We start from the raw sequence: 23,109 nt of genomic DNA on the forward strand, positions 1-23,109 counted from the left end.
CTATGGCAGGAGGGCCGTCGCCTCGACCTCGACCAGGAATTCCGGCCGGGTGAAGCCGGAGACGATCATCAGGGTCGAGGCGGGCTTGACCGGAAGGTCGGCGACGAGGCGGTCGCGCACGGCCATGTATTCGGCCATGTGCGCGCGCGCCGTCACGAACGCGTTGAAGCGCAGGACATGGGAAAAGTCCGCCCCGGCCTCGGCAAGGATCGCGCGGATATTGGCAAAGCACAGTTCCGCCTGCGCGGTGACGCCCTCCGGGACCGTGCCGTCGGCGGCAAGGCCGAGCTGGCCGGAGGTCACGACGAGCCTGCCTGAGGCGATGCCGTGGGAATAGCGGCCGAAGGGCGCGGGCAGGACGGCAGGTTGAAGCGCCTTCATGGTGTTTCGACCTTCTTGCCGGAAAGCCCGCAGCGATACAGGAAGAGCCGGGTCGCTTCGGCGATGATGCGCTCGGCGTCGAGTGGCTCGTTCTCGGGCTTGTCCATCAGCACGCGGGCCTGCGCCTCGTATTCGGCATAGTGCTGGGTCACGGCCCAGATGTTCATCTGGAAGAGCAGCGGATCGACCGGGGCGATCTTGCCGCTGTCGACCCATTGCCGGATGACGGCGTTCGCCTCCTCGACCGCGGCCTTGAGCGCGGCCCAGTGCGGCGCCATTTCCGGTGCCCCGCGGGCGATCTCGTTCGCGAAGAAACGCGAGAGGTCGGGGAATTCCAGCGTATGGCGCACCTTGCGCTCGATATACTGGGTGATCGCCAGCGCCGGGTCGTCGCGCGAGGCGGAGAGGAAGAAGATGTCCTTGTACTCTCCGACGATATCGCTGAGCACCTGCTGGTACAGTTCCTCCTTGGAGGAGATGTAATAGTGCAGCTGGGCCTTGGTGATGCCGGCCGTCTGCGCGATCGCCTGGGTGGAGGTCCCCGACAAACCGTTGCGCGCGAATTCCTGGATGGCGGCGCTGCGGATCGCGGCGTGGATTTCCTTCCGCTTTTTCTGAAGAGTGCTCATGGGCGTTCCATGCGGGTGGCGATACGGTGGAAGCGGGCCGGCGCCGGAGCGCCGGCCTGCGGCTCGGTCTTACTTGCCCGTCAGCTTGGCCTTGATGTCGAGACCCTTGCCCTTGTTGACGAAGCGTGTGTCGGCGACCTTCGAGAGATCGACGGCGCCAGCCTCGATGATCTTGCTTTCGACGGCAAGGTCATGGAAGGCCTCGATGCGCTCGGGGCTCATCGCGCCGATGCCCTTTTCCACCGCCTCGCCGGAATCGATGATCTCAAGCTTGTCGAACTGCGCCATCTCGGCGTCGAGCTTTTCGACCGTCATTTCCGGGTTGGCGGCGATGATCGCCGCATAGGCGGCTGTGCGGTCGCCGTAGAGGTAGTTGTTCCAACCCTCGATCGAGGCGTCGAGGAAGCGCTGCACGAGGTCGGGGTTGTTCTCGACCAGCTCGCTGCGCGTCTCGATGATCGAACCGTAGGTGCTCCAGCCCTGGTCGGCGAGCAGGAACACGTCGACCTCGGCGCCTTCCTTCGCCGCGTAAAGCGGCTCGGCGGTGCCATAGGCCTGCTGCACCATCGTCTTGTCGCTCAGGAACTGCGCGAGGTTGAAGCCATAGGGACGCAGCTGCTCGTCCTTGAAGCCGAGGCGGGTGACCATCCACTGCCAGAAGCTGAACTGGCCGTCCTTGGAAACGAGGACGGAGGGCGCCTTGGTGAGCGCCGCGAAATCGGCATATTGGCCCTTGTGCGCCATGAAGGCCTGCGGGTCCTTCTGGAAGATCGCCGCGACGACGGTGGTGGGAATGCCGTTGCGCACGTTGTCGAAGGCGAGCAGCAGGTTGCCGCCCATCAGGAAGTCGAGCCGGCCGGCCGGCAGCATCGGCCTTGTGTTGACCTGCGGGCCGCCCATCTTGATCTCGACGTCGAGGCCGTATTTGGCATAGGTGCCGTCCACCACGGCCTGGTAGAAGCCGCCATGGCCGCCCTGCGCCAGCCAGTTGGTGCCAAAGACGACCTTGTCGGCCGCCCAGGAGGAGCCGGCGGCGAGCAGCAGCCCCACGGCGGCGAAAAGACTTGTCATGCGTTTCATGCGCGTTTCCCCTTTGGTTGTCTCAGGTGTCGGTGCGGGCCATGCCGTCGGTCCAGCCCCGGGTCTTGCCGGGGTTCATCAGGCCGTACGGGTCGGCGCGTTTCTTGAATTCGATCTGCGCTCCGTCGATTTCCTTCATGCCGCCGTCCTCGATGGTCACGACATGGGGGTCGAAGATCGTGCAGCCGTCCTTTTCCTCCAGCTCGGCGATGAGCCGGTACATGGCCTCCTCGCCGCGGTAGCGCACAAGCGGCAGGGCGAAGATCTGGATCTCGCCGTGCATGCGCGCCATCTCGTGGTGCCAGTAGATCTCCTCGCCGTAACGGGCCATCTGGCTGAGGACCAGTTCGGGATCGAAGGGCCGCGGATAGGCGACCTGCAGGTAGGTCCAGCTCTTGTCCACCTTGAGGGCCTGAAGCGTGGTGTGGTTCCAGCCGCATTCATAGGCCGGCTGCAGGCCGGCGGCGCGGATCTCCGGCTTGCTCATGGCAAAGGAAATGCGCCCGCCATGCGCCTCGGCCTCGGCGGTGAAGCGGGCCATTTCATCCGGCGCAACCATGGCGAAGACGGCGTCGCGGTCGGCCGGAAAGAGATCGCCGAGCTTGTTGTAGAAGGGGGCGAAGCGGCGCTCGACGGTGGTCAGCAGGTAGCAGTCGAGGCCCTTTTCCTGCGCGCTCGAGGCGAAGCGCAGCGCCGCGTCGTAGCCGTCGAAGAGGGCTGCGGTGTGGATCCAGTCCGTCGCGCGGGTGAGGCCGACGCCGAGCTCCACCACGATGCCGTTGGTGCCGTAGGCGTGCTGCACCTTCTGCACGTCCTCGCCGAAAAGCTCGATGACCTGCGGCTCCGGCTCGACGGTGACGACCTTGGCATAGGTAAGGTTGCCGGGGTCGCGCAGCATGCCGTGGCGCAGCGAGCCGATGCCGCCCGAGCCGCCGGCGACGAAGCCGCCGATGGTCGCCATCTGGCGCGTCGAGGGATACATCATCAGTTCCTGCCCGGTCTCGTGCGCGGCGTCGTCGAGCCGCGAGATGCGTGCGCCCGCCTCCACGCGCACATGGCCGTCGGTGATCTCGATTACCTTGTCGAGGCGGGTGAGGTCCATGACGATGCCGCCGTCCAGCGGCACGCACTGGCCGTAATTGCCGGTGCCGCCGCCGCGCAGCGTGAGGGGAACCTTGTGGCGGGCGACGACGGAGGCGACATGCATGACCTCCTCGACGGTCTGCGGCACGACGACCAGCTCGCCGAGCTTGTCTTTCAGCTGCTCGTTGAGGATCGGGCTGTACCAGAAATAGTCGCGCGAGCGTGCGGCGATGTAGTTCTCGTCGTCATGGGCACGGATCCCATTCAGCGCCGCCTTGATCGACGTCCAGTCGCGGTGTCCGGTCATGTCTGTTCTCCTTGGTGGTCGGTCAGGATGCGGCCATTGCGCCAGACCGTGCGGTCGGCACGCGGACGGCTCAGGGCATCGATAAGGTCCTCGGCGTCGAGCCGGATGAAATCGGCGGGGCCGCCCTCGGCAAGCGCAAGGCTCCGGCCCATCCAGCGGGCAGGCGTCTCGCTCACCGTGTCCAGCCAGTCCTCGGGCTGGAGGTGACCGAGCAGGGCCGCGCCGCGGAAGGCGTCGAAGAGATCGTAGTCGCCGAAGGGGAAGAAGGCGTCGCGCACATTGTCGGAGCCGATCATCACCTTCAGGCCCGCGGCGCGCGCCTCGTGCACGGGCGCAAGGCCGCGCAGGCGCGGCGTGCGGCCGGCCTTCGCATCCTGCAGGTAGGCGTTGCAGCCGGGCAGCACCGTCAGCCCGACGCCCGCCGCGCCGGCGCGGGCGAGAACGTCCGCGACCTCGGCGGGATCGCGCACCGAAAGCGCGCAGCCATGCCCGCACAGCACCCGGCCGGCAAGGCCGCGCCGTTCGGTCTCCGCCACGATGGCGTCGATGCCGCGCGCCTCGACCTCCAGCCCTTCGTCCACATGGAAATCGAGGAGAAGACCGTGCTTTTCAGCGAGGTCGAAGACCTGCGCAAGCCGGGCATCGAGATCGTCGTTGCGATAGATGAAGGCCCCGAGCACCCCGCCGGCCGCCTTGACCTCGCGGGCGATGGCCTCGCCAATCTCGGCAAAGAGGTCGAGCGGGGTCAGCGAGGCAAGCTCCAGGTGGATGCGGCCCTGCCATTCGCCGGCAAGCTCACGAAGCACGGACCATGCCGGTGGCGGCATCGCGCCGTACCAGTCGACATGGCTGCGCATCAGCGCCGTGCCGTGGCGATAGGCACGGTCGAGGGCTCGGCTCGCCCGCTGCCGGAGATCGGCATGATCCCAGAGCGCGGCGTCGGCCTGCATCATCTCGATGGCGTGGAACAGCGAGGTGGCGCGCGCCGGCATGCGGGGCGCGGTGAAGGTCTTATCGAGATGGGTGTGGATGTCGGCCATCAGCGGCAGGACGAGGCCGCCGCCCCGGCCGGCCGAGGGGGCGAGGGCCGCGATGCGGCCGCCGCTGACGGCGATGTCCCAGTGCCCCTCCCGGCCGGCGAGGGTGACGCCCGCAAGGCGCTGGCCGCCGGCGCCGGCATCGGCGGGGCTGGTGGTCTCGATGGTCCGCATGGGGTTCACGTCTCGCGCTTGATTTCGCTTTCGTGCCAATGGCCGAGCACGAGGTTCGACAGCCAGGACGTGACGAGGAAGATCCCGACGCCCAGCACCGAGACGAGGAACAGCGCGGCGAACATGCGCGGGATCTCGTTGCGGAAGCTCGATTCGAGGATGCGCGAGGCAAGGCCGGTGTTCTGCCCCGCCGTGCCCGCGACGAACTCGGCGACGACGGCGCCGATCAGCGACAGGCCGCCGGCGATCTTCAGCGCCGCCATGAAATAGGGCAGCGCCGAAGGGATCAGGAGGTGGCGCAGGCGCTGCCAGGGCGTCGCCTGGTAGAGCCGGAACATGTCGCGCAGGTTATGGTCGGCGCTGCGCAGGCCGATCGCCGTGTTCGACAGGATCGGGAAGAAGGCGACGATCCAGGCGCAGATGAGCAGCGCGAAGAAAGTGTTGCTGACATAGATGAGGATCAGCGGCGCAATGGCGATGATCGGCGTCACCTGCAATATGACGGCGAAGGGGAAGAGACACATCTCCACCGTGCGCGACAGGGCGAAGAGCATGCCGAGCAGCACGCCGCCGACGATGGCGAGGCTGAGCGAGAGCAGCGTCAGCTTGACCGTGAACGCCGCGCTCTGCATCAGCGACGACCAGTCCTGCACCAGCGTTTTCGCGATCAGGCTCGGCGCGGGGATCAGGTAATGCGGCACCTCGTTGTACCGGACGAGGAATTCCCACAGGCCCAGCACCGCGAGGATCGAGACGATGGGCATGATGACGCGCAGGCGCCGTTCCCGCTGCTCCAGGAGGATGCGCGGATCGACGATTTCGCCTTCGGCAACGGCCGGATCAATGGTTGAGATCGACATGGTCCATGGTCCCTTCGAGCGCGTTGCTGACCAGACGGCAGTTCTCGGTATATTCGGGTGTCATGCGGTAGGCGCTCGTGCGCGTATCGGCGCCGGGCAGCGCGATGTCGTGCACCACGCGGCCGGGACGCGCGGCCATGACCACGACGCGGCTGGAGAGATAGACGGACTCGAAGACCGAGTGCGTGACGAAGATCACCGTCAGCCCGTGCGAGCGCCAGAGGCCCAGCACCTCGTCGTTGAGCTTGGAGCGCGTCATCTCGTCGAGCGCCGCGAAGGGCTCGTCCATCAAAAGCAGCTTCGGCTTCGTCACCATGGCGCGGGCGATGGAGACGCGCATCTTCATGCCGCCCGAGAGCTCGCGCGGATAGGAACGGGCGAAATTGGCGAGGCCCACCATGGAAAGGGCCTCTTCCACGCGGGCCTTCGCCTCGCCCTTGCCGAGCCCCTGCAATTTCAGCGGAAGGAAGACGTTGTCGAAGACGCTCGCCCAGGGCATCAGCGTCGCTTCCTGGAAGACATAGCCGATATCGCTGCCATGGGGGCTTTCGCCGGCCGGATGGCCGTTGACGGTGATCGAGCCCGACGAGAAGGACAGGAGGCCCGAGATCATCTTCAGCGCCGTGCTCTTGCCGCAGCCGGAGGGGCCGAGGAACGAGACGAACTCGCCGTTGCGGATCTGTAGCGACATGCCGCGCAGCGCCACGGTGCCGTTGGCGAAGCGCTTGGAGACGTCCTTCATGTCGATGAGGACGGGGGCGTCGGTCAGGCCGGCGGCGTTGGAGAGGGGGCTTGCCGCGTTCATCCTACCACTCCGGTTTTCTGTCCAGCCAGTCGGCCGGCAGGCTGTCGATGTCCGCCATCGCCTCGACGAGGCGCGCGACGGCGTGGTCGAGGGTCGCCTCGCCCTTTGCGGCGGTGGCGAGGTGGGCCTCGCCGCAGGCCCCGGCGGTGCTGAAATCCTGCGTCTTCCAGCCCGGCTTCGCGCCGCGGCCGAGGCCGAGATGGCGGAAATTCTCGAAGAGGTCCTGGCCGCGCGAGCGGAAGTCGCGGGCGGCTGCCATGTCCACGTTCTCGGGGGCGAGCGCCAGCATGACCGAGGTCTCCATGTCGCCGGCATGGATGCCGTGGGTGCGCTCGACATCGGAATAGATGCCCTCCGGCATGCCGAAGCCGAACCAGTTGACCGAGAAGGCCAGCATGTCGTGCGCGATGCGCAGCTGGCGGGTCACGACGTCCATGACCGGGATGTTGCCGCCATGGCCGTTGAGGAGGACGAACTTGCGCACGCCCGAGCGCGCCACGCTGGCGCCGATCTCGGTGAGTACGCGGATCAGCGTTTCGGCCGAAAGGGTGAGCGTGCCGGGATAGTCGATGTGCTCGTCGCTCTTGCAGACGGCCTGGGTAGGCAGGAACAGCACCGGGCTGTCCTCCGGCAAGGCTCTTGCGAGGCGGCGTGCCACCCCGTCGACGGTACAGCTGTCGACGGACATGGGCAGGTGCGGCCCGTGCTGCTCGATGGCGCCGATGGGCAGGACGGCGATGAGGCGCCCACGGTCGAGCGCGGCGAAATCGCGGCTGGAATAGTCGGCCCAGAAGCGCTTCATCGAAAAGCCTCCATGCCGTCAGGGATGCCCGTTGGTGACAGAAACGCCATCTTGCTCCTCCTCTTCCTCCGGGTTTAGATAAACAAACTCATAGCAAATGGTCAAACTATTTGGTATGTTCTTTTCGATGGTTGCGGTAAACTTTTGATTTTAATCATGTTTATTCGCTATGCCGAAGCTGCCGGGAGGGCGGCCTGAGCGGGTTTTGGAGGAGCTCATGAAACGACCGCGCTTGCTGATCACCCGGCCGCTGCCGGCCCGCGTGCATGAGCGGGCAGGCGTGCTCTTCGACCTGACGATCCGCAAGGATGCCGGCGCGACGCAGGGTGCGGACCTTTCCGCCGCGCTTGCGGAATATGATGCGATCCTGCCGTCGCTGGGCGATGCGTTCTCGCGGGAGGTCTTTGCGGCCGCTGCCGAACCGCGCTGCCGCATCCTTGCCAATTTCGGGGCAGGGATCAGCCATATCGACCTTGCGGCTGCCGCGAGCGCCGGCATCGCCGTCACCAATACGCCAGGCGCCGTTACGGGGCCGACCGCCGATCTCGCCATGCTGCTGCTGCTCATGAGCGCCCGCCGCGCGGGCGAGGGCGAGCGGCTGGTGCGCTCGGGGGATTGGCAGGGCTGGTATCCCGTGCAGCTTCTCGGCCACGACGTGTCCGGCAGCACGATCGGCATCGTCGGCATGGGCCGCATCGGGCAGGAGGTGGCCCGCCGGGCTGCTGCCGGCTTCGGCATGCGTGTACTGTTCCACAATCGCTCGCCGAAGACGGTGCCGGGCGTGGAGGCGACGCAGGTGCCGCTCGACGAATTGTTGAAACGCGCGGATTTCGTGGTGCTGACGGTGCCGGGCGGGAGCGAAACGCGCCATCTGATCGACGAGCGCGCCTTCGCGCTGATGCGGCCTGAAACGCATCTTATCAATGTCTCGCGCGGCGAGGTGGTGGACGAGGCCGCGCTGGTCCGGGCGCTCGGCGACCGGCGGATCGCCGGGGCGGCGCTCGATGTCTATGAATTCGAACCCGCCGTGCCGGCGGCGCTGCGTGAGCGCGACGACGTCGTGCTGCTGCCGCATCTCGGCTCGGCGACGCGCGCGGCCCGCGAGGCGATGGGCATGACGGCGCTCGACAATCTGGAGGCCTTTTTCCGCGGTGAGGTTCCGCAGGACAGGGTCGCCTAGAGCAATTTCAGCAAAAGTGCGAAGCGGTTTTGCGCAAACGTTCCAACGGGAGGGAGAAAGCATGAACCATGTTGCGATCCTGGGAGCCGGGCAGGCCGGCTCGTCGCTGGCGGCCAAGCTGCGGAGCCTCGGCTTTGGCGGTCGGATCACGCTCATCGGCGAGGAGAACACGCTCCCCTACCAGCGCCCGCCCCTTTCCAAGAAATACCTGATGAAGGAAATGACGCTGGAGCAGTTGCACCTTCGGCCCGAACGTTTCTATGCCGACAACGACATTGCCCTGCATCTCGGCCGGAAGGTCGATGCCATCGACCGCGCCGCACGGCAGATCCGCTGCGGCGAGGACGTGCTTTCCTACGACCAGCTGGCGCTGACGACGGGTGCGACGCCGCGTCCGCTGCCGGCGGCGCTCGGCGGTGGCCTGCCCGGCGTCTATGTCGTGCGCAACCTTGCCGATGTCGACCGCATGGCCCCGGAATTCCGCGAGGGGCGGCGGGTGCTGGTCGTCGGCGGCGGCTATATCGGGCTGGAGGCGGCGGCGGTCGCGGCCAAGCTCGGCCTCAAGGTGACGCTGATCGAGGCCGCCGAGCGGATCCTCCAGCGCGTCGCCGCGTCGGCGACCTCGGATTATTTCCGCAACCTCCATGCCGGCAACGGCGTCGAAATCCTCGAAGGGGCGGGCCTTGCCGGGCTGGAGCGCGAGGAGGCGATCTCGGTGGCGCTGTCGGATGGATCGCGCCGGGAGGTGGATTTCGTCATCGTCGGCATCGGCGTGACGGCCAATGACGGGCTGGCAGCGGCGGCGGGCCTTGCCTGCGACGGGGGTATCCTCGTCGATGCGCGGGGAAGGACCAGCGATCCGGCGATATGGGCGGCCGGCGATTGCGCGCGCCTGCCGTACCGCGGCCAGATGATCCGGCTCGAAAGCGTGCAGAATGCCATCGACCAGGCAGAGGCCGTCGCCGCCAACATGCTGGGCGCGGAGGCGGACTATGTGCCGAAGCCGTGGTTCTGGTCCGACCAGTACGATATCAAGCTGCAGATCGCGGGGCTGAACAGTGAGTTCGACCGGGTCGTTGTCCGTCCGGGAGCCAGCGAGAAGACACGTTCCCACTGGTATTTCCGGGAAGGTGCGCTGCTTGCCGTCGATGCCATGAGCGAGCCGCGCAGCTATATGGTCGGCAAGCGCCTGATCGAGGCTGGCCGCTCGCCGCTGCCCGAGCAGGTGGCGGATGCCGGCTTCGACCTGAAATGCCTGATCTGACGGCGGGTGCAGGGGTGCGTCATCGATCCGGGGCGCACCTCACCGGCAGGCTCCGGCCCTAAGGGCGCGGCGTGCCAGGGGTGGTGCCGGGCATCGGTGGGTCAGGTCCCCGACTATTCGGCTGGTTGCATCGATCCGCCTTATCCCGCCGTGGACGCGGCGAGTTTTCCGATGAAGTCCTGCATGATCGGGTTGCGGTTCACGGTATAGACGTAGCGCATCAGATGGCGGGAGCGATCGAGGGCATAGTGCATGTCGTCGGTCAGCACCGGGGTGGGCATGAGGACGCTTGGAGCCCAGGCGGGATCGAGCGCCCAGGCGGTCGCGCCCATATCCCAGATTTCCTTGGCCCATCCGACATGATCGTCGCTGTAGCTCTTGAAGCGCATGGCGAGGAAGCGGCCGATCTCCCCTTGCGGTTCGACATAGCGCTCGATTTCCGGCACGGTGCTGTGCAGGATCGACGTCACGCCCTCGCAGGGGACGAGGACGAGCGGCACGCCGGAATCGAACAGGACCTGCACGCCGCCGACATCCTGCTCGAGATTGAACTCGGCCTGGTGCTGCCAGTCGATGGCATGGCCGCCCAGCCAGACGACGACGATCCGGTCGATGATGTCGGGCGCCGCAAGCAGGGCGGACGCGACATTGCTGATCGCGCCGATCGCCACGACGTGCAGCGGGTCGTCGGGCGACGAGCGTCTTGCGCGGGCGATCAGGTCGTCGACGGCGGGCGCGTCCACGGGTTTCTTCTGCGGGCCGACATAACGGGTGACGCCGCGATGCACGAGGCCCTCATGGGGAATGGAGAGGCGCTCGAGCAGCGCCAGGATCTCCTGGTAGCTGAGCTCCATGCCATCGCCCGGATCGCCCGTCGTCTCGTTGATGAAGGGGGCGGCATAGATCGCCTCCACGGTGACGCTCTCGGGCGACAGCAGCGCATGGACGATGGCGAACTGGTCGTCGATCTCGTTGAAGGTGTCCGTATCGATGACGATGCGGCGCTTGCCGGCGGTCGGTGCAAGCATAGCCAGTCGATGGCTTTCGGACAGGGGCATCGGGATTTCCTTTGTGTTACTGCGCGCTGTGCAGGCGTCCGGCGACGCCGCGCAGGATGCGATCGAGATTGATGGCGAGGAGGCAAAAGACGAGGCCGGCGGTGATGCCGAGGCCCGCATCGGCCTTGCCGAGCGCGATGTAGATCTGCTGGCCGAGCTCGGACGTGCCGACGGTGGCGGCGATCGGAAGCATGGTGATGGCCGCCATCACCACCTGGTTGAGGCCGAGAAGCAGGGCCGGGCGGGCCGTCGGCACCTGAACCAGAAGCGTGCTCTGGACAGGGGTGCAGCCCAGTTGCCGGGCCGTCTCCAGCAGCGACGGCGGCACATTGCGCAAGCCCGTTTCGGTATAACGGATCGCCGGCACGACGGCATAGAGCGCGATGGCGATCAGCCCGGCGAACTCGCCGACCTTGAAGAACATCAGGGCGGGAATGAGGAAGACAAATTGCGGCATGGTCTGCAGGGCGTCGTTGATCGGGCGCAGCAGAGCCGAGAAGCGATCGCTGCGCGCGGCCAGCACCCCGAAGAATCCGCCGAGCAGCGCGCAGAGCGCCACGGCGACGATCACCAGATAGAGCGACTTCACGAAGGGTATCCACAGGCCCGTGATCAGAACGAAGGCAAGGCTGAGGCCGGTGAAGAGCGCAAGCCGTGGCCCGGCGGCCCGCCATGCCGCCCAGACGGCAAGCGCGAGCGCCGCCGGCCAGGGAAAGGCGACGAACCCGGTATGAAGGAGCGCGGCGAGGCAGAGGATTGCCGCGGCGCCCGACGGCCGGCCCTTCGCCATCTGCCGAAGCGCGAGAAGCAGGGCCAATGCGGCATAGACGGCGGTAACGGCCGGCGTCATGGAGAACCCCCAGGTCATCGGCAGCACCGCTCCGGCAAGGCCGACGCGCAGCGGCAGCACGAGATAGAAGAGAACCGCATTCTTGATCGCATCCAGCAGGTCGCTGTAGCGCGCCACGAAACCGAGCAGCGCCTTGTTGAGCATGCCGAGATCGACGATGCCGCGCGTCTCGTTCCAGCCCTGCAGGAGGTCGGGAGCGGCAAGGCGCGCGGCGAGCCCGAGCGAGATCACGGCCGCCGCCGCAAGGAGGATCGGTTGCCAGCGGGGCCTGTTTTTTCCCGAGCCGACCGCGGAGCGGGGCCGGAAGAGGCCGGCGGTGATGCGGTCGATCACGACGGAGACGAGCACGATGACGAGCCCGGCCAGCAGGCTCTTGCCGAGATCCGCCTGGCGCAGGCCGCTGAGGACCGCCCAGCCAATATCGTCGACGCCGCCGACGATCGAGGCGGTGATGACCATGCTGAGAGCGGCCATCGTCGTCTGGTTGAGGCCGAGCGCCAGCATCGGGCGGGCGGAGGGAAGCTCGACCCAGACCAGCCGCTGCCAGGTCGAGCATCCGCTCATTTCGGCAACCTCGATGCGTTCGCGCGGGACCTCGACGAGGCCGCTGAGCGTGCAGCGCGCCATGGGCGGTATCGCGTAGATCGCGGTGGCCACGAGCCCGGCGATCGGACCGAAGCCGAAAAGCAGGAGGAGCGGCAGCAGATAGGCGAAGGCCGGGAAGGTCTGCATGAAATCGAAGACCAGCTCCAGCCCGCGGCGCAGGCGCGGCAGGAAAAACGCGCCGAGCCCGAGCAGGAAACCAAGCAGGGCCGAAAGCGGAACGGACAGGAGGACCAGCGAGAGGGTCACCATGCTCTGCCGCCAGAAGCCGGCGAGCACGATATAGGCGCCCGCGGCAAGGACGAGGGCGGCGAGCCTGGCGCCGCCCGCCTTGAAACCGACAAGCGCGACCGCAAGGACAACCGCTGGCCAGGGCAGGAACTGCAGTGTGACGATGAGCGCGTCCAGGAGTGTGCCAAAAACCTTGCTGGCAAGACCCGTTACGGGCTGCAAAGCCGGCACGAGCCAGCCAAGGACCGTGTTGATCGCCGCCGGCACCGGGATGACCCAGCCGGCGGGAAAGGCGGCGATGGCGGGCACGGCCCTGGCGGCGGCAAGGCACGCCAGCATGAGGGCGGGCATCGCCACCATTCCCAGGATGGCGGACGCCGAGAAGGACAGGCTTGCAGGCTTCATGCTGGCATCGCCCGCTGGGTGCCGAAAAGGCCGGATATGTCCGCCGCGGCGATCTCGCCGACAAGCGTTCCGGCGGCGTCGCAGATGCCGACGGCGGCCGCGCCGCCAAGAAGGACAGGCAGGATGTCTTCCAGGACGTCTTCGGTGGAAAACTGCGGCAGGGCCGGCTTCCCGTCCGTTGCCGGGCGCATCACGTCCGCCGCGCGGATCACCCGCAGCAGCGGCACGTCACGCAGGAATTCGGCGATATAGTCGTTGGCCGGAACCAGGGCGATCTCGGCGGGCGTGCCGATCTGCACGACCGCGCCGTCGCGCATGATGGCAATGCGGTCGGCCAGTCGAAAAGCCTCCTGCACGTCATGGGTCACGAAGACGATGGTCTTGCGCAGCATTTTTTGCAGGCGGATGAATTCATCCTGCATCTGCCGCCGGATCAGCGGGTCCAGAGCGGAAAACGGTTCGTCGAGGAACCAGATCTCTGGTTCTGCGGCAAGCGAGCGGGCAATGCCGACGCGCTGCTGCTGGCCGCCGGAGAGCTGGGCGGGGAACTGGTCCTCGCGCCCCCGGAGGCCGACGAGCCCGGTCATGTCGCGCGCCCGCGCCTCGCGGGTGGGCCGGTCGATGCCCTGCACGCGCAACGGAAAGGCGACGTTGTCGAGGACGGTCAGGTGAGGCAGCAGGCCGAAATTCTGGAACACCATGCCCATCGCCTTGCGGCGCAGCTCGGTCATGCGCCGGCGGTCCGCCGCCAGCAGGTTCTCGCCGTCCAGGGTGACGCTGCCGCCGGAGGGCTCGATGAGCCGGGTAAGGCACCGCAGCAAGGTGGACTTGCCCGAGCCGGAAAGCCCCATCAGCACGAAGATTTCCGCCTCGTGGATGTCGAAGCTCGCGCCGGCAACGGCGGCGAGCGGCTTTCGCCCGTACCTTTCGCGCTGAAGGGCCGCCCTGTCGCCCGTGCGGGCGATCTGTGCCGCCTCCCGTGGCGGCACGCCGTAGATTTTCCAGAGATCCCGGCAGGCGAGTTTGATGCGCCTCTCGCCCGGAGGCAGGGACAGGGATGTCATGGCCGTTCTCCGCGGATGCTGGCGCTTACTTCTTGGCTTCGTCGATCCAGGGCGACCAGCGGGCGGAATTGGCTTCGACCCAGGCACCGACGACCGCGCCGATCTCCTTCTTGTTCTGGTCGATCTCCAACATCATCTGCTGCTGGTCTTCCGCGCCGAGCTGATACTGTTTCATGAAAGCGTAGGCGGCTGGCCATTTTTCGCCGAAGCCGGCGCGCACAACCTTGATGACGGGCGAGGGAAGGATGCAGCGCGCGCCGTCATTGGGATCGCAGGGCGGCATGTCGAGCCAGTTCAGCTTGACCTGCGTCAGCAGCCAGTGCGGTGCCCAGAACCGCATCAGCAACGGCTTGTCGGCTGCGGCCGCCGCCTGCAACTCGGCGACGAGCGCGCCTTCCGAGCCGGCGGGCACGGCGGTCAGCGGCAGCTTGAAATCCTCGATTTCGTTTGCCGAGGCCGTGCCCCAGTCGGCCGGATAGTCGACGAGGCGCCCGTTCGGCAGCGTCTCGGCGGTGGCGAGCCCCGCCGCGCAGGACGGCTCCAGCAGGGCCTTCCAGTCCGGCAAGCCGGGGCAGATCGCAAGCGTCGCATCCGTATAGGCCCAGCCGTCGCGGGCATTGAGGCCGAGGTCACCGACGGGCTCGACCTGCTTGGCCTCCAGCATTTTCGGATAGATGTCGCCGAGATTGTTGGTCCACAGCTCGGGTGTCATGTCGATCGAGCCGTCCTGCATGCCGATCCATTGCGGAAAGCTGCCGGCGGTGACGTATTGCACCTTGTAGCCGAGCTTCTCCAGCAGTTGGCCGGCGACATGCGCGGTGATGTTCTGGCCCGTCCACTCGTTGAGCGCGATGCGGATCGGGGCCTCGGCATCGCCGAGCGGGGCAGCCGTGCCGGCCGCAGGACCCAGGACAAGAGATGCAAAACCCGCGGCCGCCGCCAGCAGGATGGATCGAGCTTCGAGCACGTCATTTCTCCCTTTGATGTCTCACTCCGGGGCGGACCATATTTCAAACCGTCCAGCCGGTCTATAAAAAAATCCGTCCAGCCGGTCGGAATTTTTCCCTTATGGGCTTTTCCTGCCCGGGCTTTTTGTTATGTCTCGTGTAGAGGGTGCGGATGATGGAGCGTGAGCAGGCGATGAAGGACGGAAAACCGGCACGAAAGACCCGCAAGACCGGGGACGAGATCAGGGCCGCGATCGTCAACGCCGCGACCCGCATCGTGATGGAACGGGGCGTCACCCGCATGACGCTGGCCGACGTCGCCACCGCGGCCGGGATCAGCAAGGGCGGCCTGCTGCATTATTTTTCTTCGAAGGATGCGCTGATCCGCGCCATGATCACCGCCGGCCTCGATTCCTTCGAGGAGAAGACCATGGCGATGGTGGCGGCCGATCCCGCGCCGGGCTCCTATCTGCGGGCCTATATCACGACGAGCTTTCCCGCCGAGGGCGCCGACGATATCGCTGCCGCCATGATCGCCGGGATCGCGACCGATCGCGACCTCCTGGCCGACTATGCCGTGGAGAACACGAAGTGGGCCGACCGCCTGAAGGATGATGGCCTCGACTACTTTTATGCCGAGGTGATCCGCCTTGCCGTGGACGGCCTCTATTTCAACGAGGCCATCGGCCTGCCCCAGTTCGCGCCGGAAGACCGGAAGACGTTCCTGCGCCGGCTCATGGACATGACCCGCCACGGTACCGGTTCTGCGGAATAGGCATTCGCCCGCGCTTCAAGAAGGTGGGCGCCGCTCGGAATGATATAAAAAATTACCGGTGGTGTTTGGTGGAGCTAAGCGGGATCGAACCGCTGACCTCTTGCATGCCATGCAAGCGCTCTCCCAGCTGAGCTATAGCCCCATAACGGGTCCGGCGGAGCCGGTTTCCGGGAACCGAAGCGGCGTTGCCGTTCGGTGTGGCGGCTTATTACTTCCGGTCTCCGGAGATGGCAAGCCGAAAAATGAAATCCGGCCGATTTTTTTGAAACCGGCCGGAAAATCAAAATCTTAAGCTTCGTCTTCGTCGCCGGTCACGCCGATGAGACCGGTCATGTCCTCATCGTCGTCGTCTTCGTCCTGCTCGAGGAACGTGTCGTCCTCGTCGCCGTCGATCTCAACGTCGTCGTCGCCGAGATCGGGCAGGTCGTCGCCGCCTGCTGCATCCTCGTCGGCGTCCTCGAGCGAAACGAGCTCGACTTCCGTGTTCTCCGTATCGACTTCGTTGACGTCCTCGTCCTCATCCTTTTCGAGGACAGCCGCCGCCGACGTTTCCTCGAAGAAGGAGAGCGGATAGGACTTGCCCGTGTAGGGGGAAACGATCGGATCGCGGTTCAGGTCGTAGAATTTCCTGCCGGTTTCCGGATCGATGCGTTTGGTTCCGAGTTCCGCTTTTGCCACAGTCAAAGCCTTCTCTGTGCCGTATGTTTCCGGCGGGGCCGGGGGAGGCCGGCGCGTTGAACGGTAAAATGATTAGCCGGTCCCCATAATCGTCTTGGGCAATCCTGTCAAAGCCTAACTTGGGGCAGGCGCCGTGCAGACCTCATGATGATAGTTTCTCAGACGGGATGATGACGCTTTAAATCGTTTGTGGTAGCAAGCCCGCGTTCTCCCCGGGTGATCCCCTCCGGGGAGCCGTGGATGTATATAAGGAAGACGACCATGTCGCATGGCGCCAGTGCACGGCCCGCAACCGCCCGCAAATCCTCCGGCCTGTCCGGGACCGTCCGCATCCCCGGCGACAAGTCGATTTCCCACCGCTCCTTCATGTTCGGCGGCCTTGCCAGCGGCGAGACGCGCATCACGGGCCTGCTCGAAGGCGAGGACGTGATCAATACGGGCAAGGCCATGCAGGCCATGGGCGCGAAGATCCGCAAGGACGGCGACACCTGGATCATCAACGGCCTCGGCAACGGCGCGCTGCTCGCGCCCGAAGCGCCGCTCGATTTCGGCAATGCCGGCACCGGCTGCCGCCTCACCATGGGCCTCGTCGGCGTCTATGATTTCGATTCGACGTTCATCGGCGACGCCTCGCTCACCAAGCGTCCGATGGGCCGCGTCCTCAATCCGCTGCGCGAAATGGGCGTGCAGGTGACGTCCGCCGATGGCGACCGCCTGCCGGTCACGCTGCGCGGGCCGAAGACGCCGACGCCGATCACCTATCGCGTGCCGATGGCCTCCGCACAGGTGAAGTCCGCCGTGCTGCTCGCCGGCCTCAACACGCCCGGCGTCACCACCGTCATAGAGCCGGTCATGACACGTGACCATACCGAAAAGATGCTGCAGGGTTTCGGCGCCAACCTTACCGTCGAGACGGATGCGGACGGCGTGCGCACGATCCGCCTCGAAGGCCAGGGAAAGCTCACCGGCCAGGTGATCGACGTGCCGGGCGACCCGTCCTCGACGGCCTTCCCGCTGGTCGCGGCGCTGCTCGTGCCGGATTCGGATGTGACGATCCTCAACGTGCTGATGAACCCGACCCGCACGGGCCTCATCCTGACGCTGCAGGAAATGGGCGCCAATATCGAGGTGCTGAACCCGCGCCTTGCCGGCGGTGAGGACGTGGCGGATCTTCGCGTGCGCTCCTCGGTGCTGAAGGGCGTCACGGTGCCGGAAGACCGTGCGCCGTCGATGATCGACGAATATCCGGTTCTCGCCGTCGCGGCGGCCTTCGCGGAGGGCACGACCGTCATGAACGGCCTGGAAGAGCTGCGCGTCAAGGAAAGCGACCGCCTCTCGGCCGTCGCGGTCGGCCTGAAGCTCAACGGCGTCGATTGCGACGAGGGCGAAACATCGCTCGTCGTGCGCGGCCGCCCGGACGGCAAGGGCCTCGGCAATGCCTCTGGCGCCGCCGTCGCCACCCATCTCGACCACCGCATCGCCATGAGCTTCCTCGTCATGGGCCTCGTCTCGGAAAACCCGGTCACGGTGGATGACGCGACGATGATCGCCACGAGCTTTCCGGAGTTCATGAACCTCATGACCGGATTGGGTGCGCATATCGAATAAAGGGGCTTCGGGTTTGAGAAGAACAGGCGCAAGGGCATTGCGCATCGCGCTTGTCTTTTCTCTTTTGACCGCGCTCACGCAGATTGGCGGAGTGTCATACCTTGCCGGGCGCTGGCTGGCCCATCGGGGCGAGATCACCCGGCGCTCGACCCGTCTTGCGGTTTTCCTGCTGTTGTATGCTTCGGCTACGATCGCGGCGTCGTTTACCGCACCGTTTTTCGGGCGTGTGCCGTTGTCCTGTTTTGGCGACGGCAGTTTGCAGATTCAGTCTCCGCTTTATTGCGCCCTGAATCGGAACTTCGTCACCACGGAAGCCAAACGCGCTGCAGAAGCGCTCTCGGTGGCCATAGACCTGGAATTCCCCGGGACTATCACGCTTGTTCTCGATGCCAATTTTCCGTTCCTGGACGGCTTCCCGCTTCTGCCCCATCTATCACACGACGACGGACGGAAGCTCGACATCGCGTTTTATTATCGCGACGAGAAGGGGACGCCGCTGAACAGGGCCGTACGCTCACCAATCGGCTACTTCGCTTTCGAAGAGCCTGCGCCCGGCACGCAGTTGCCCTGCGCCGAACGTGACGATCTCTTGACACTTCGGTGGAACATGGGGTTTCTGCAAGGGTTTTTTCCTGCGTGGATGCTGGACGAAGCGAGAACGGGTGCAGCCTTGCGCTGGCTTGCCTTGGAGGGACCGGAATTCGGTGTGGAACGGATTTTCATTGAGCCGCATCTGGCCCAGCGCCTCGGTGTTGTCCATCCGAACGTGCGGTTCCAGGGATGCCGGGCTGCACGCCATGACGATCACATCCATTTTCAGGTGACGGAATGACTTTCACAATCGCCATCGATGGCCCCGCTGCCGCGGGCAAGGGAACGCTGTCGCGCCGCATTGCGGAGGATTATGGCTTTCATCATCTCGATACGGGCCTGACCTACCGGGCGACGGCGAAGGCGCTCATTGACCGTGGCCTGCCGCTCGATGACGAGGCCGTCGCGGCCGAGGTGGCGCGCACGCTCGATCTTGGCGGGCTCGACCGCGCGGTGCTGTCCGCCCATGAGATCGGCGAGGCGGCCTCGAAGATCGCCGTCATGCCGTCCGTGCGCCGGGCGCTGGTCGAGGCGCAGCGCGGCTTTGCGGCGCGCGAGCCGGGCACGGTGCTCGACGGGCGCGATATCGGCACGGTCGTCTGCCCGGATGCGGCGGTAAAGCTCTATGTGACGGCCTCGCCGGAGGTGCGCGCCAGGCGGCGTTACGACGAAATCGTCGGCAATGGCGGCGTGGCCGATTTCGAGACGGTCCTCGACGACATTCGCCGGCGCGACGAGCGCGACATGGGCCGGGCGGACAGCCCGCTGAAACCGGCCGACGATGCGCACTTGCTTGATACCTCGGAAATGGGTATAGAGGCGGCGTTTTCGGCGGCCAAGTCGATCATCGACGCCGCATTGAAGCACTAGCTTTTCCATCCGGAATTGCGCCAGCATAGAACAAGGCCTGTCCCCGCGCCGGATTTGCTGCCCAAGAGCAGCGGACACAGCCTCGTTCCTCATCAACGCTAACCCCCGGCGCCCGTGCCTTTTGGCACACCAGGAGTTTCAATGTCTCAAGCAAACCCCACGCGCGAAGATTTCGCAGCCCTTCTGCAGGAATCCTTCGCCGCTAACGATCTCGCCGAAGGCTATGTCGCCAAGGGCATCGTTACCGCGATCGAAAAGGACGTCGCCATCGTCGACGTCGGCCTCAAGGTTGAAGGCCGCGTCCCGCTGAAGGAATTCGGCGCGAAGTCGAAGGACGGCACGCTGAAGGTCGGCGACGAAGTCGAAGTCTATGTCGAGCGTATCGAGAACGCGCTCGGCGAAGCTGTCCTTTCGCGCGAAAAGGCTCGCCGCGAAGAGAGCTGGGCCAAGCTCGAAGTCAAGTTCGAAGCCGGCGAGCGCGTCGAAGGCGTCATCTTCAACCAGGTCAAGGGTGGTTTCACCGTCGATCTCGACGGCGCCGTCGCCTTCCTGCCGCGTTCGCAGGTCGACATCCGTCCGATCCGCGACGTCACCCCGCTCATGCACAACCCGCAGCCCTTCGAAATCCTCAAGATGGACAAGCGTCGCGGCAACATCGTCGTCTCGCGCCGCACGGTCCTCGAAGAGTCGCGCGCCGAGCAGCGGTCTGAAATCGTCCAGAACCTCGAAGAAGGCCAGGTTGTCGACGGCGTCGTCAAGAACATCACCGATTACGGTGCGTTCGTCGACCTCGGCGGCATCGACGGCCTGCTGCACGTCACCGACATGGCCTGGCGCCGCGTCAACCATCCGTCGGAGATCCTGTCCATCGGCCAGCAGGTCAAGGTCCAGATCATCCGCATCAACCAGGAAACCCACCGCATCTCGCTCGGCATGAAGCAGCTCGAGTCCGATCCGTGGGATGGCATCGGCACCAAGTACCCGACCGGCAAGAAGATCTCCGGTACGGTCACGAACATCACCGACTACGGTGCGTTCGTCGAGCTGGAGCCGGGCATCGAGGGCCTGATCCACATCTCCGAAATGTCCTGGACGAAGAAGAACGTTCACCCCGGCAAGATCCTGTCCACCAGCCAGGAAGTCGACGTGGTCGTCCTCGAAGTCGACCCGACGAAGCGCCGCATCTCGCTGGGTCTCAAGCAGACCCTCGAGAACCCGTGGCAGGCCTTCGCGCACAGCCACCCGGCCGGCACGGAAGTCGAAGGCGAAGTCAAGAACAAGACCGAATTCGGCCTGTTCATCGGCCTCGACGGCGACGTGGACGGCATGGTGCACCTGTCCGACCTCGACTGGAACCGTCCGGGCGAGCAGGTCATCGAGGAATACAACAAGGGCGACGTCGTCAAGGCTGTCGTTCTCGATGTGGACGTCGACAAGGAGCGCATCTCGCTCGGCATCAAGCAGCTCGGCCGTGATTCGGTCGGCGAAGCTGCGGCTTCCGGCGACCTGCGCAAGAACGCCGTCGTTTCGGCTGAAGTCATCGCGATCAACGATGGCGGCATCGAAGTGCGCCTCGTCAACCACGAGGACATCACGTCGTTCATCCGCCGCGGCGACCTGTCGCGCGACCGCGACGAACAGCGTCCGGAGCGTTTCTCGGTCGGCCAGACCGTCGACGCCCGCGTCCTGAACTTCTCGAAGAAGGATCGCAAGATCCAGCTTTCGATCAAGGCGCTGGAAATCGCCGAAGAGAAGGAAGCCGTCGCACAGTTCGGTTCGTCCGACTCGGGCGCTTCGCTCGGCGACATCCTCGGCGCGGCTCTGAAGAACCGCAACAACGCTGAATAAGCGTTCGCTTATCTCGACATGAAGGACCCGCGGAGAGCGATCTCCGCGGGTTTTTCTTTGGGGTCCGGTCAGGTCCAGTAGTCGCCGAGCTTCTGGTAGAAGACCAGGCCGGGTTCGATGACGCCGACCATGTCGGCAATCTTTTCGCGGCGTTTTGCCATGTCGTCCGCCTCAGGCTCCTCGCCGGAGGCTTCGAAGGCGGTGTCCTCGCTCGCCTCGTTGCCGGCTTCCGCGTCGTCGCCATGCTCCTCGTTCGCGGTCTCGTCTTCCTCGCCGCTTTCGCGGCCCTCGGACCAGTCGAGGTCTTCTTCGGCCGGCAGATAGGGCACGAAGGCGAGCGGTATGCCCTCGCGCAGGATGGCTGCCGCAAGCAGCCTTTCCGGCGTCGCATCCGCAAGGGCCGCCTGGAGCGCCTCGCGGGCTTGCAGCGTCGGTGTCGGCAGCGGCAGCGGCTCGTCCGCCTCGGCGCGCTCCTGCAGGGCGGGCGTCGCCTGTGCCGTCACGGTGCGGACCTTGCCGCTCTCCGGTGCCATCTCGGCCTGTTCGCTGCCCTCGGTCGCGAAGAGGGCGAGTTCTGCCTTGCTCATCGGCTCGATCGGGCGCTCCAGCAGGGAGCGGATGAAATTCGCCTCTTCCAGCGACAGGTTTTCCAGAAGCTGGGCGACGGCCGGCATCAGCAGGGCCGGCGCCATGTCACGGGTGACGGCCTGCAGCACGCTGCGGGCAAGTGCCTGTCCTGCCGCATTGGCGACCTGGGTCCTGGCCGGCATGTCGTCCCGCCTCACGACCGGCGTTGTGGTTTCGGTCTTCTCGCCGCCGCCATCGTGGCGGATCGCCGGTTCCGCGATCTCGACCGGCAGTGGATTGTCGGCCCTGGTCGTGGGCGTCGATACGGGCTGCCCGCTGCGCTGCGCGGCGTTTTCCCCGGCCGGCAGCCGGTTGGGTGCGGCAAGCTCCGGCCGGTTGGCGGTCGTTTCCAGCGTCCGCGTGGTTGCCGGGCGCGATTTGCCGCAGCCGTCGAAATCGAAGATGCGCTTCAGCATCGTCTGTAGGGTACGGATATCGCCGAGAAGCTGCGCTGGCTGGCCTGCCTGCTGCGGATTGTGGCGGCCGACGGCGGCAAGCTGCTGGGCATTCAGCCCGAGCGGCCGTGGCTTATCTTCCGCGCGCAGGGTGGCGGGCGTATCGGCCTTGAGGCTTGCGGAAAGAAAAGCGGCGAGTTTGCGCGCCTCGGGCCCGTTCGGATGACGCACCACCTCGACGAGGCCGCGCGTCGGCATGGAGGAGAGGACCGTGCCGATCAGCTTTTCGACACTCGGGCGAAGCTCCGGCGGCAGCCTGGCAAGAAGGTCGGCGAGCTTGCGGCCGCCGCCCCCCTCGCGGCCGGGCAGGGTCTTCAGCACGGCGAGCAACGTTTCCATCAGGTCGCGGCCCGGATTGGTCTCCCCGACGCGCGGCATGTGCCTGAGCATGGTCTCGATGAGGCGCAGCAGTACCTCGGCCCTCAGGTTTGCAAGGGCGGCGGGGGAAAGCTGCGGCCTGGCGGCGGCCTCGACCGATGCGCCCGCCGGAACGGCGAGGGAGGGCTGCATGGTATCGGTCGTCATTGCCAAACGCGGCAGCATGCCTGCCTCCTGTTCTCCCTGCCGATGCCGTCCGCATCACAAGGCCTGCCAATGGTCCATCGGTCGTCGGATGGCGCATCATGCGCGACGCTGCGAGCTGGTGAGCTTTCAGCCCGGGCGAACCGGGCAGGTACGAGGGAGGCGGCGGGCAACCCGGCAGGCACGGAGCCACTCGATTGTGCCGGACGGGCGAACCCGGAACTCCGAACAACTTTCCATAGGTTACAATTGACATTTTATGGTTAACGAATTGCTAATGCGGCGGCCGGCGCTTCGCATATGCAGCATTGCCGCCTCGAATTGTCCCGCGCGGCGGCTCTTGCCCCTTATGCTCGGCTCGCGTAAATCTTCGCG

21 protein-coding genes and 1 tRNA gene are annotated in these 23,109 nt (G+C 65.8%); 7 read left to right on the plus strand and 15 right to left on the minus strand.

Features of this window, described 5'->3' with window-relative positions; all coding sequences use genetic code 11:
- From MUU56_RS11720 to MUU56_RS11755, 8 genes are all read right to left on the minus strand, one after another.
- Complete coding sequence (locus MUU56_RS11720; RefSeq protein WP_244767471.1) at nt 1–381, minus strand: RidA family protein; 381 nt, start codon at nt 379–381, stop codon at nt 1–3.
- The gene (locus MUU56_RS11725; RefSeq protein WP_244767472.1) at nt 378–1,010 is read right to left on the minus strand and encodes a TetR family transcriptional regulator C-terminal domain-containing protein; all 633 of its coding nucleotides are present in this window, start codon (nt 1,008–1,010) and stop codon (nt 378–380) included. The genes MUU56_RS11720 and MUU56_RS11725 overlap by 4 nt, the downstream gene beginning before the upstream one ends.
- Before the next feature lie 69 nt (nt 1,011–1,079).
- A complete protein-coding gene (locus tag MUU56_RS11730; RefSeq protein WP_244767473.1) occupies nt 1,080–2,090 on the minus strand; it encodes an ABC transporter substrate-binding protein in 1,011 nt (336 codons plus the stop codon).
- Nucleotides 2,091–2,112: 22 nt separating this feature from the next.
- Nucleotides 2,113–3,480 (minus strand): FAD-binding oxidoreductase, encoded by a 1,368-nt coding sequence (locus MUU56_RS11735; protein WP_244767474.1) that lies wholly within the window; start codon nt 3,478–3,480, stop codon nt 2,113–2,115.
- Nucleotides 3,477–4,691 carry an amidohydrolase family protein gene (locus MUU56_RS11740; RefSeq protein ID WP_244767475.1) on the minus strand — a complete coding sequence of 405 codons (1,215 nt, stop codon included), beginning with the start codon at nt 4,689–4,691 and terminating at the stop codon, nt 3,477–3,479. Before MUU56_RS11740 ends, MUU56_RS11735 begins: the two co-directional genes overlap by 4 nt.
- Before the next feature lie 5 nt (nt 4,692–4,696).
- A complete protein-coding gene (locus tag MUU56_RS11745; RefSeq protein WP_244767476.1) occupies nt 4,697–5,551 on the minus strand; it encodes an ABC transporter permease in 855 nt (284 codons plus the stop codon).
- Nucleotides 5,532–6,356, minus strand: a complete 825-nt coding sequence (locus tag MUU56_RS11750; RefSeq protein ID WP_244767477.1) for an ABC transporter ATP-binding protein — start codon at nt 6,354–6,356, stop codon at nt 5,532–5,534. Before MUU56_RS11750 ends, MUU56_RS11745 begins: the two co-directional genes overlap by 20 nt.
- 1 nt (nt 6,357) lies before the next feature.
- Nucleotides 6,358–7,158, minus strand: a complete 801-nt coding sequence (locus MUU56_RS11755) for a creatininase family protein (protein ID WP_244767478.1) — start codon at nt 7,156–7,158, stop codon at nt 6,358–6,360.
- Between the two features lie 217 nt (nt 7,159–7,375).
- On the opposite strand from MUU56_RS11755, the gene MUU56_RS11760 reads away from it, so the two are divergent.
- The gene (locus MUU56_RS11760) at nt 7,376–8,338 is read left to right on the plus strand and encodes a 2-hydroxyacid dehydrogenase (RefSeq protein WP_244767479.1); all 963 of its coding nucleotides are present in this window, start codon (nt 7,376–7,378) and stop codon (nt 8,336–8,338) included.
- A 61-nt stretch (nt 8,339–8,399) separates the two neighbouring features.
- Nucleotides 8,400–9,602: an NAD(P)/FAD-dependent oxidoreductase gene (locus tag MUU56_RS11765; protein WP_244767480.1), complete on the plus strand. Its 1,203-nt coding sequence runs from the start codon at nt 8,400–8,402 to the stop codon at nt 9,600–9,602.
- Between the two features lie 140 nt (nt 9,603–9,742).
- On the opposite strand, the gene MUU56_RS11770 is transcribed toward MUU56_RS11765, so the two are convergent.
- From MUU56_RS11770 to MUU56_RS11785, 4 genes are read right to left on the minus strand one after another with little or no spacing between them, the layout of a single operon-like run.
- Nucleotides 9,743–10,660, minus strand: coding sequence for a nucleoside hydrolase (locus MUU56_RS11770; protein ID WP_244767481.1), 918 nt, complete (start codon nt 10,658–10,660; stop codon nt 9,743–9,745).
- A gap of 16 nt (nt 10,661–10,676) precedes the next feature.
- A complete protein-coding gene (locus tag MUU56_RS11775) occupies nt 10,677–12,749 on the minus strand; it encodes an ABC transporter permease subunit (RefSeq protein WP_244767482.1) in 2,073 nt (690 codons plus the stop codon).
- Nucleotides 12,746–13,813, minus strand: coding sequence for a quaternary amine ABC transporter ATP-binding protein (locus MUU56_RS11780; protein ID WP_244767483.1), 1,068 nt, complete (start codon nt 13,811–13,813; stop codon nt 12,746–12,748). The genes MUU56_RS11775 and MUU56_RS11780 overlap by 4 nt, the downstream gene beginning before the upstream one ends.
- Before the next feature lie 25 nt (nt 13,814–13,838).
- Nucleotides 13,839–14,780, minus strand: a complete 942-nt coding sequence (locus tag MUU56_RS11785; protein WP_244767484.1) for an ABC transporter substrate-binding protein — start codon at nt 14,778–14,780, stop codon at nt 13,839–13,841.
- 152 nt (nt 14,781–14,932) lie between these two features.
- On the opposite strand from MUU56_RS11785, the gene MUU56_RS11790 reads away from it, so the two are divergent.
- Nucleotides 14,933–15,535, plus strand: a complete 603-nt coding sequence (locus tag MUU56_RS11790) for a TetR/AcrR family transcriptional regulator (protein ID WP_244767485.1) — start codon at nt 14,933–14,935, stop codon at nt 15,533–15,535.
- A gap of 66 nt (nt 15,536–15,601) precedes the next feature.
- Here MUU56_RS11790 and MUU56_RS11795 read toward each other — a convergent pair.
- Both MUU56_RS11795 and MUU56_RS11800 read right to left on the minus strand, forming a co-directional pair.
- Nucleotides 15,602–15,677 (minus strand) — tRNA-Ala (locus MUU56_RS11795).
- 146 nt (nt 15,678–15,823) lie between these two features.
- Entirely contained in the window at nt 15,824–16,213 is a 390-nt protein-coding gene (locus MUU56_RS11800) for a TIGR02300 family protein (protein WP_244767486.1), read from the minus strand.
- Nucleotides 16,214–16,474: 261 nt separating this feature from the next.
- On the opposite strand from MUU56_RS11800, the gene aroA reads away from it, so the two are divergent.
- From aroA to rpsA, 4 genes are all read left to right on the plus strand, one after another.
- On the plus strand, nt 16,475–17,821 hold the full coding sequence (gene aroA / locus MUU56_RS11805) for a 3-phosphoshikimate 1-carboxyvinyltransferase (RefSeq protein WP_244767629.1): 1,347 nt from the start codon (nt 16,475–16,477) through the stop codon (nt 17,819–17,821).
- Between the two features lie 37 nt (nt 17,822–17,858).
- Entirely contained in the window at nt 17,859–18,653 is a 795-nt protein-coding gene (locus tag MUU56_RS11810) for a hypothetical protein (RefSeq protein ID WP_244767487.1), read from the plus strand.
- Nucleotides 18,650–19,282, plus strand: coding sequence for a (d)CMP kinase (gene cmk / locus MUU56_RS11815; RefSeq protein ID WP_244767488.1), 633 nt, complete (start codon nt 18,650–18,652; stop codon nt 19,280–19,282). Before MUU56_RS11810 ends, cmk begins: the two co-directional genes overlap by 4 nt.
- Before the next feature lie 141 nt (nt 19,283–19,423).
- Nucleotides 19,424–21,130, plus strand: a complete 1,707-nt coding sequence (gene rpsA, locus MUU56_RS11820) for a 30S ribosomal protein S1 (RefSeq protein ID WP_244767489.1) — start codon at nt 19,424–19,426, stop codon at nt 21,128–21,130.
- A gap of 68 nt (nt 21,131–21,198) precedes the next feature.
- Here rpsA and MUU56_RS11825 read toward each other — a convergent pair whose 3' ends face one another.
- The gene (locus tag MUU56_RS11825) at nt 21,199–22,755 is read right to left on the minus strand and encodes a hypothetical protein (protein ID WP_244767490.1); all 1,557 of its coding nucleotides are present in this window, start codon (nt 22,753–22,755) and stop codon (nt 21,199–21,201) included.
- Between the last annotated feature and the right edge of the window lie 354 nt (nt 22,756–23,109).

The organism is Shinella yambaruensis, from assembly GCF_022899355.1.
Classification (GTDB): domain Bacteria; phylum Pseudomonadota; class Alphaproteobacteria; order Rhizobiales; family Rhizobiaceae; genus Shinella; species Shinella yambaruensis.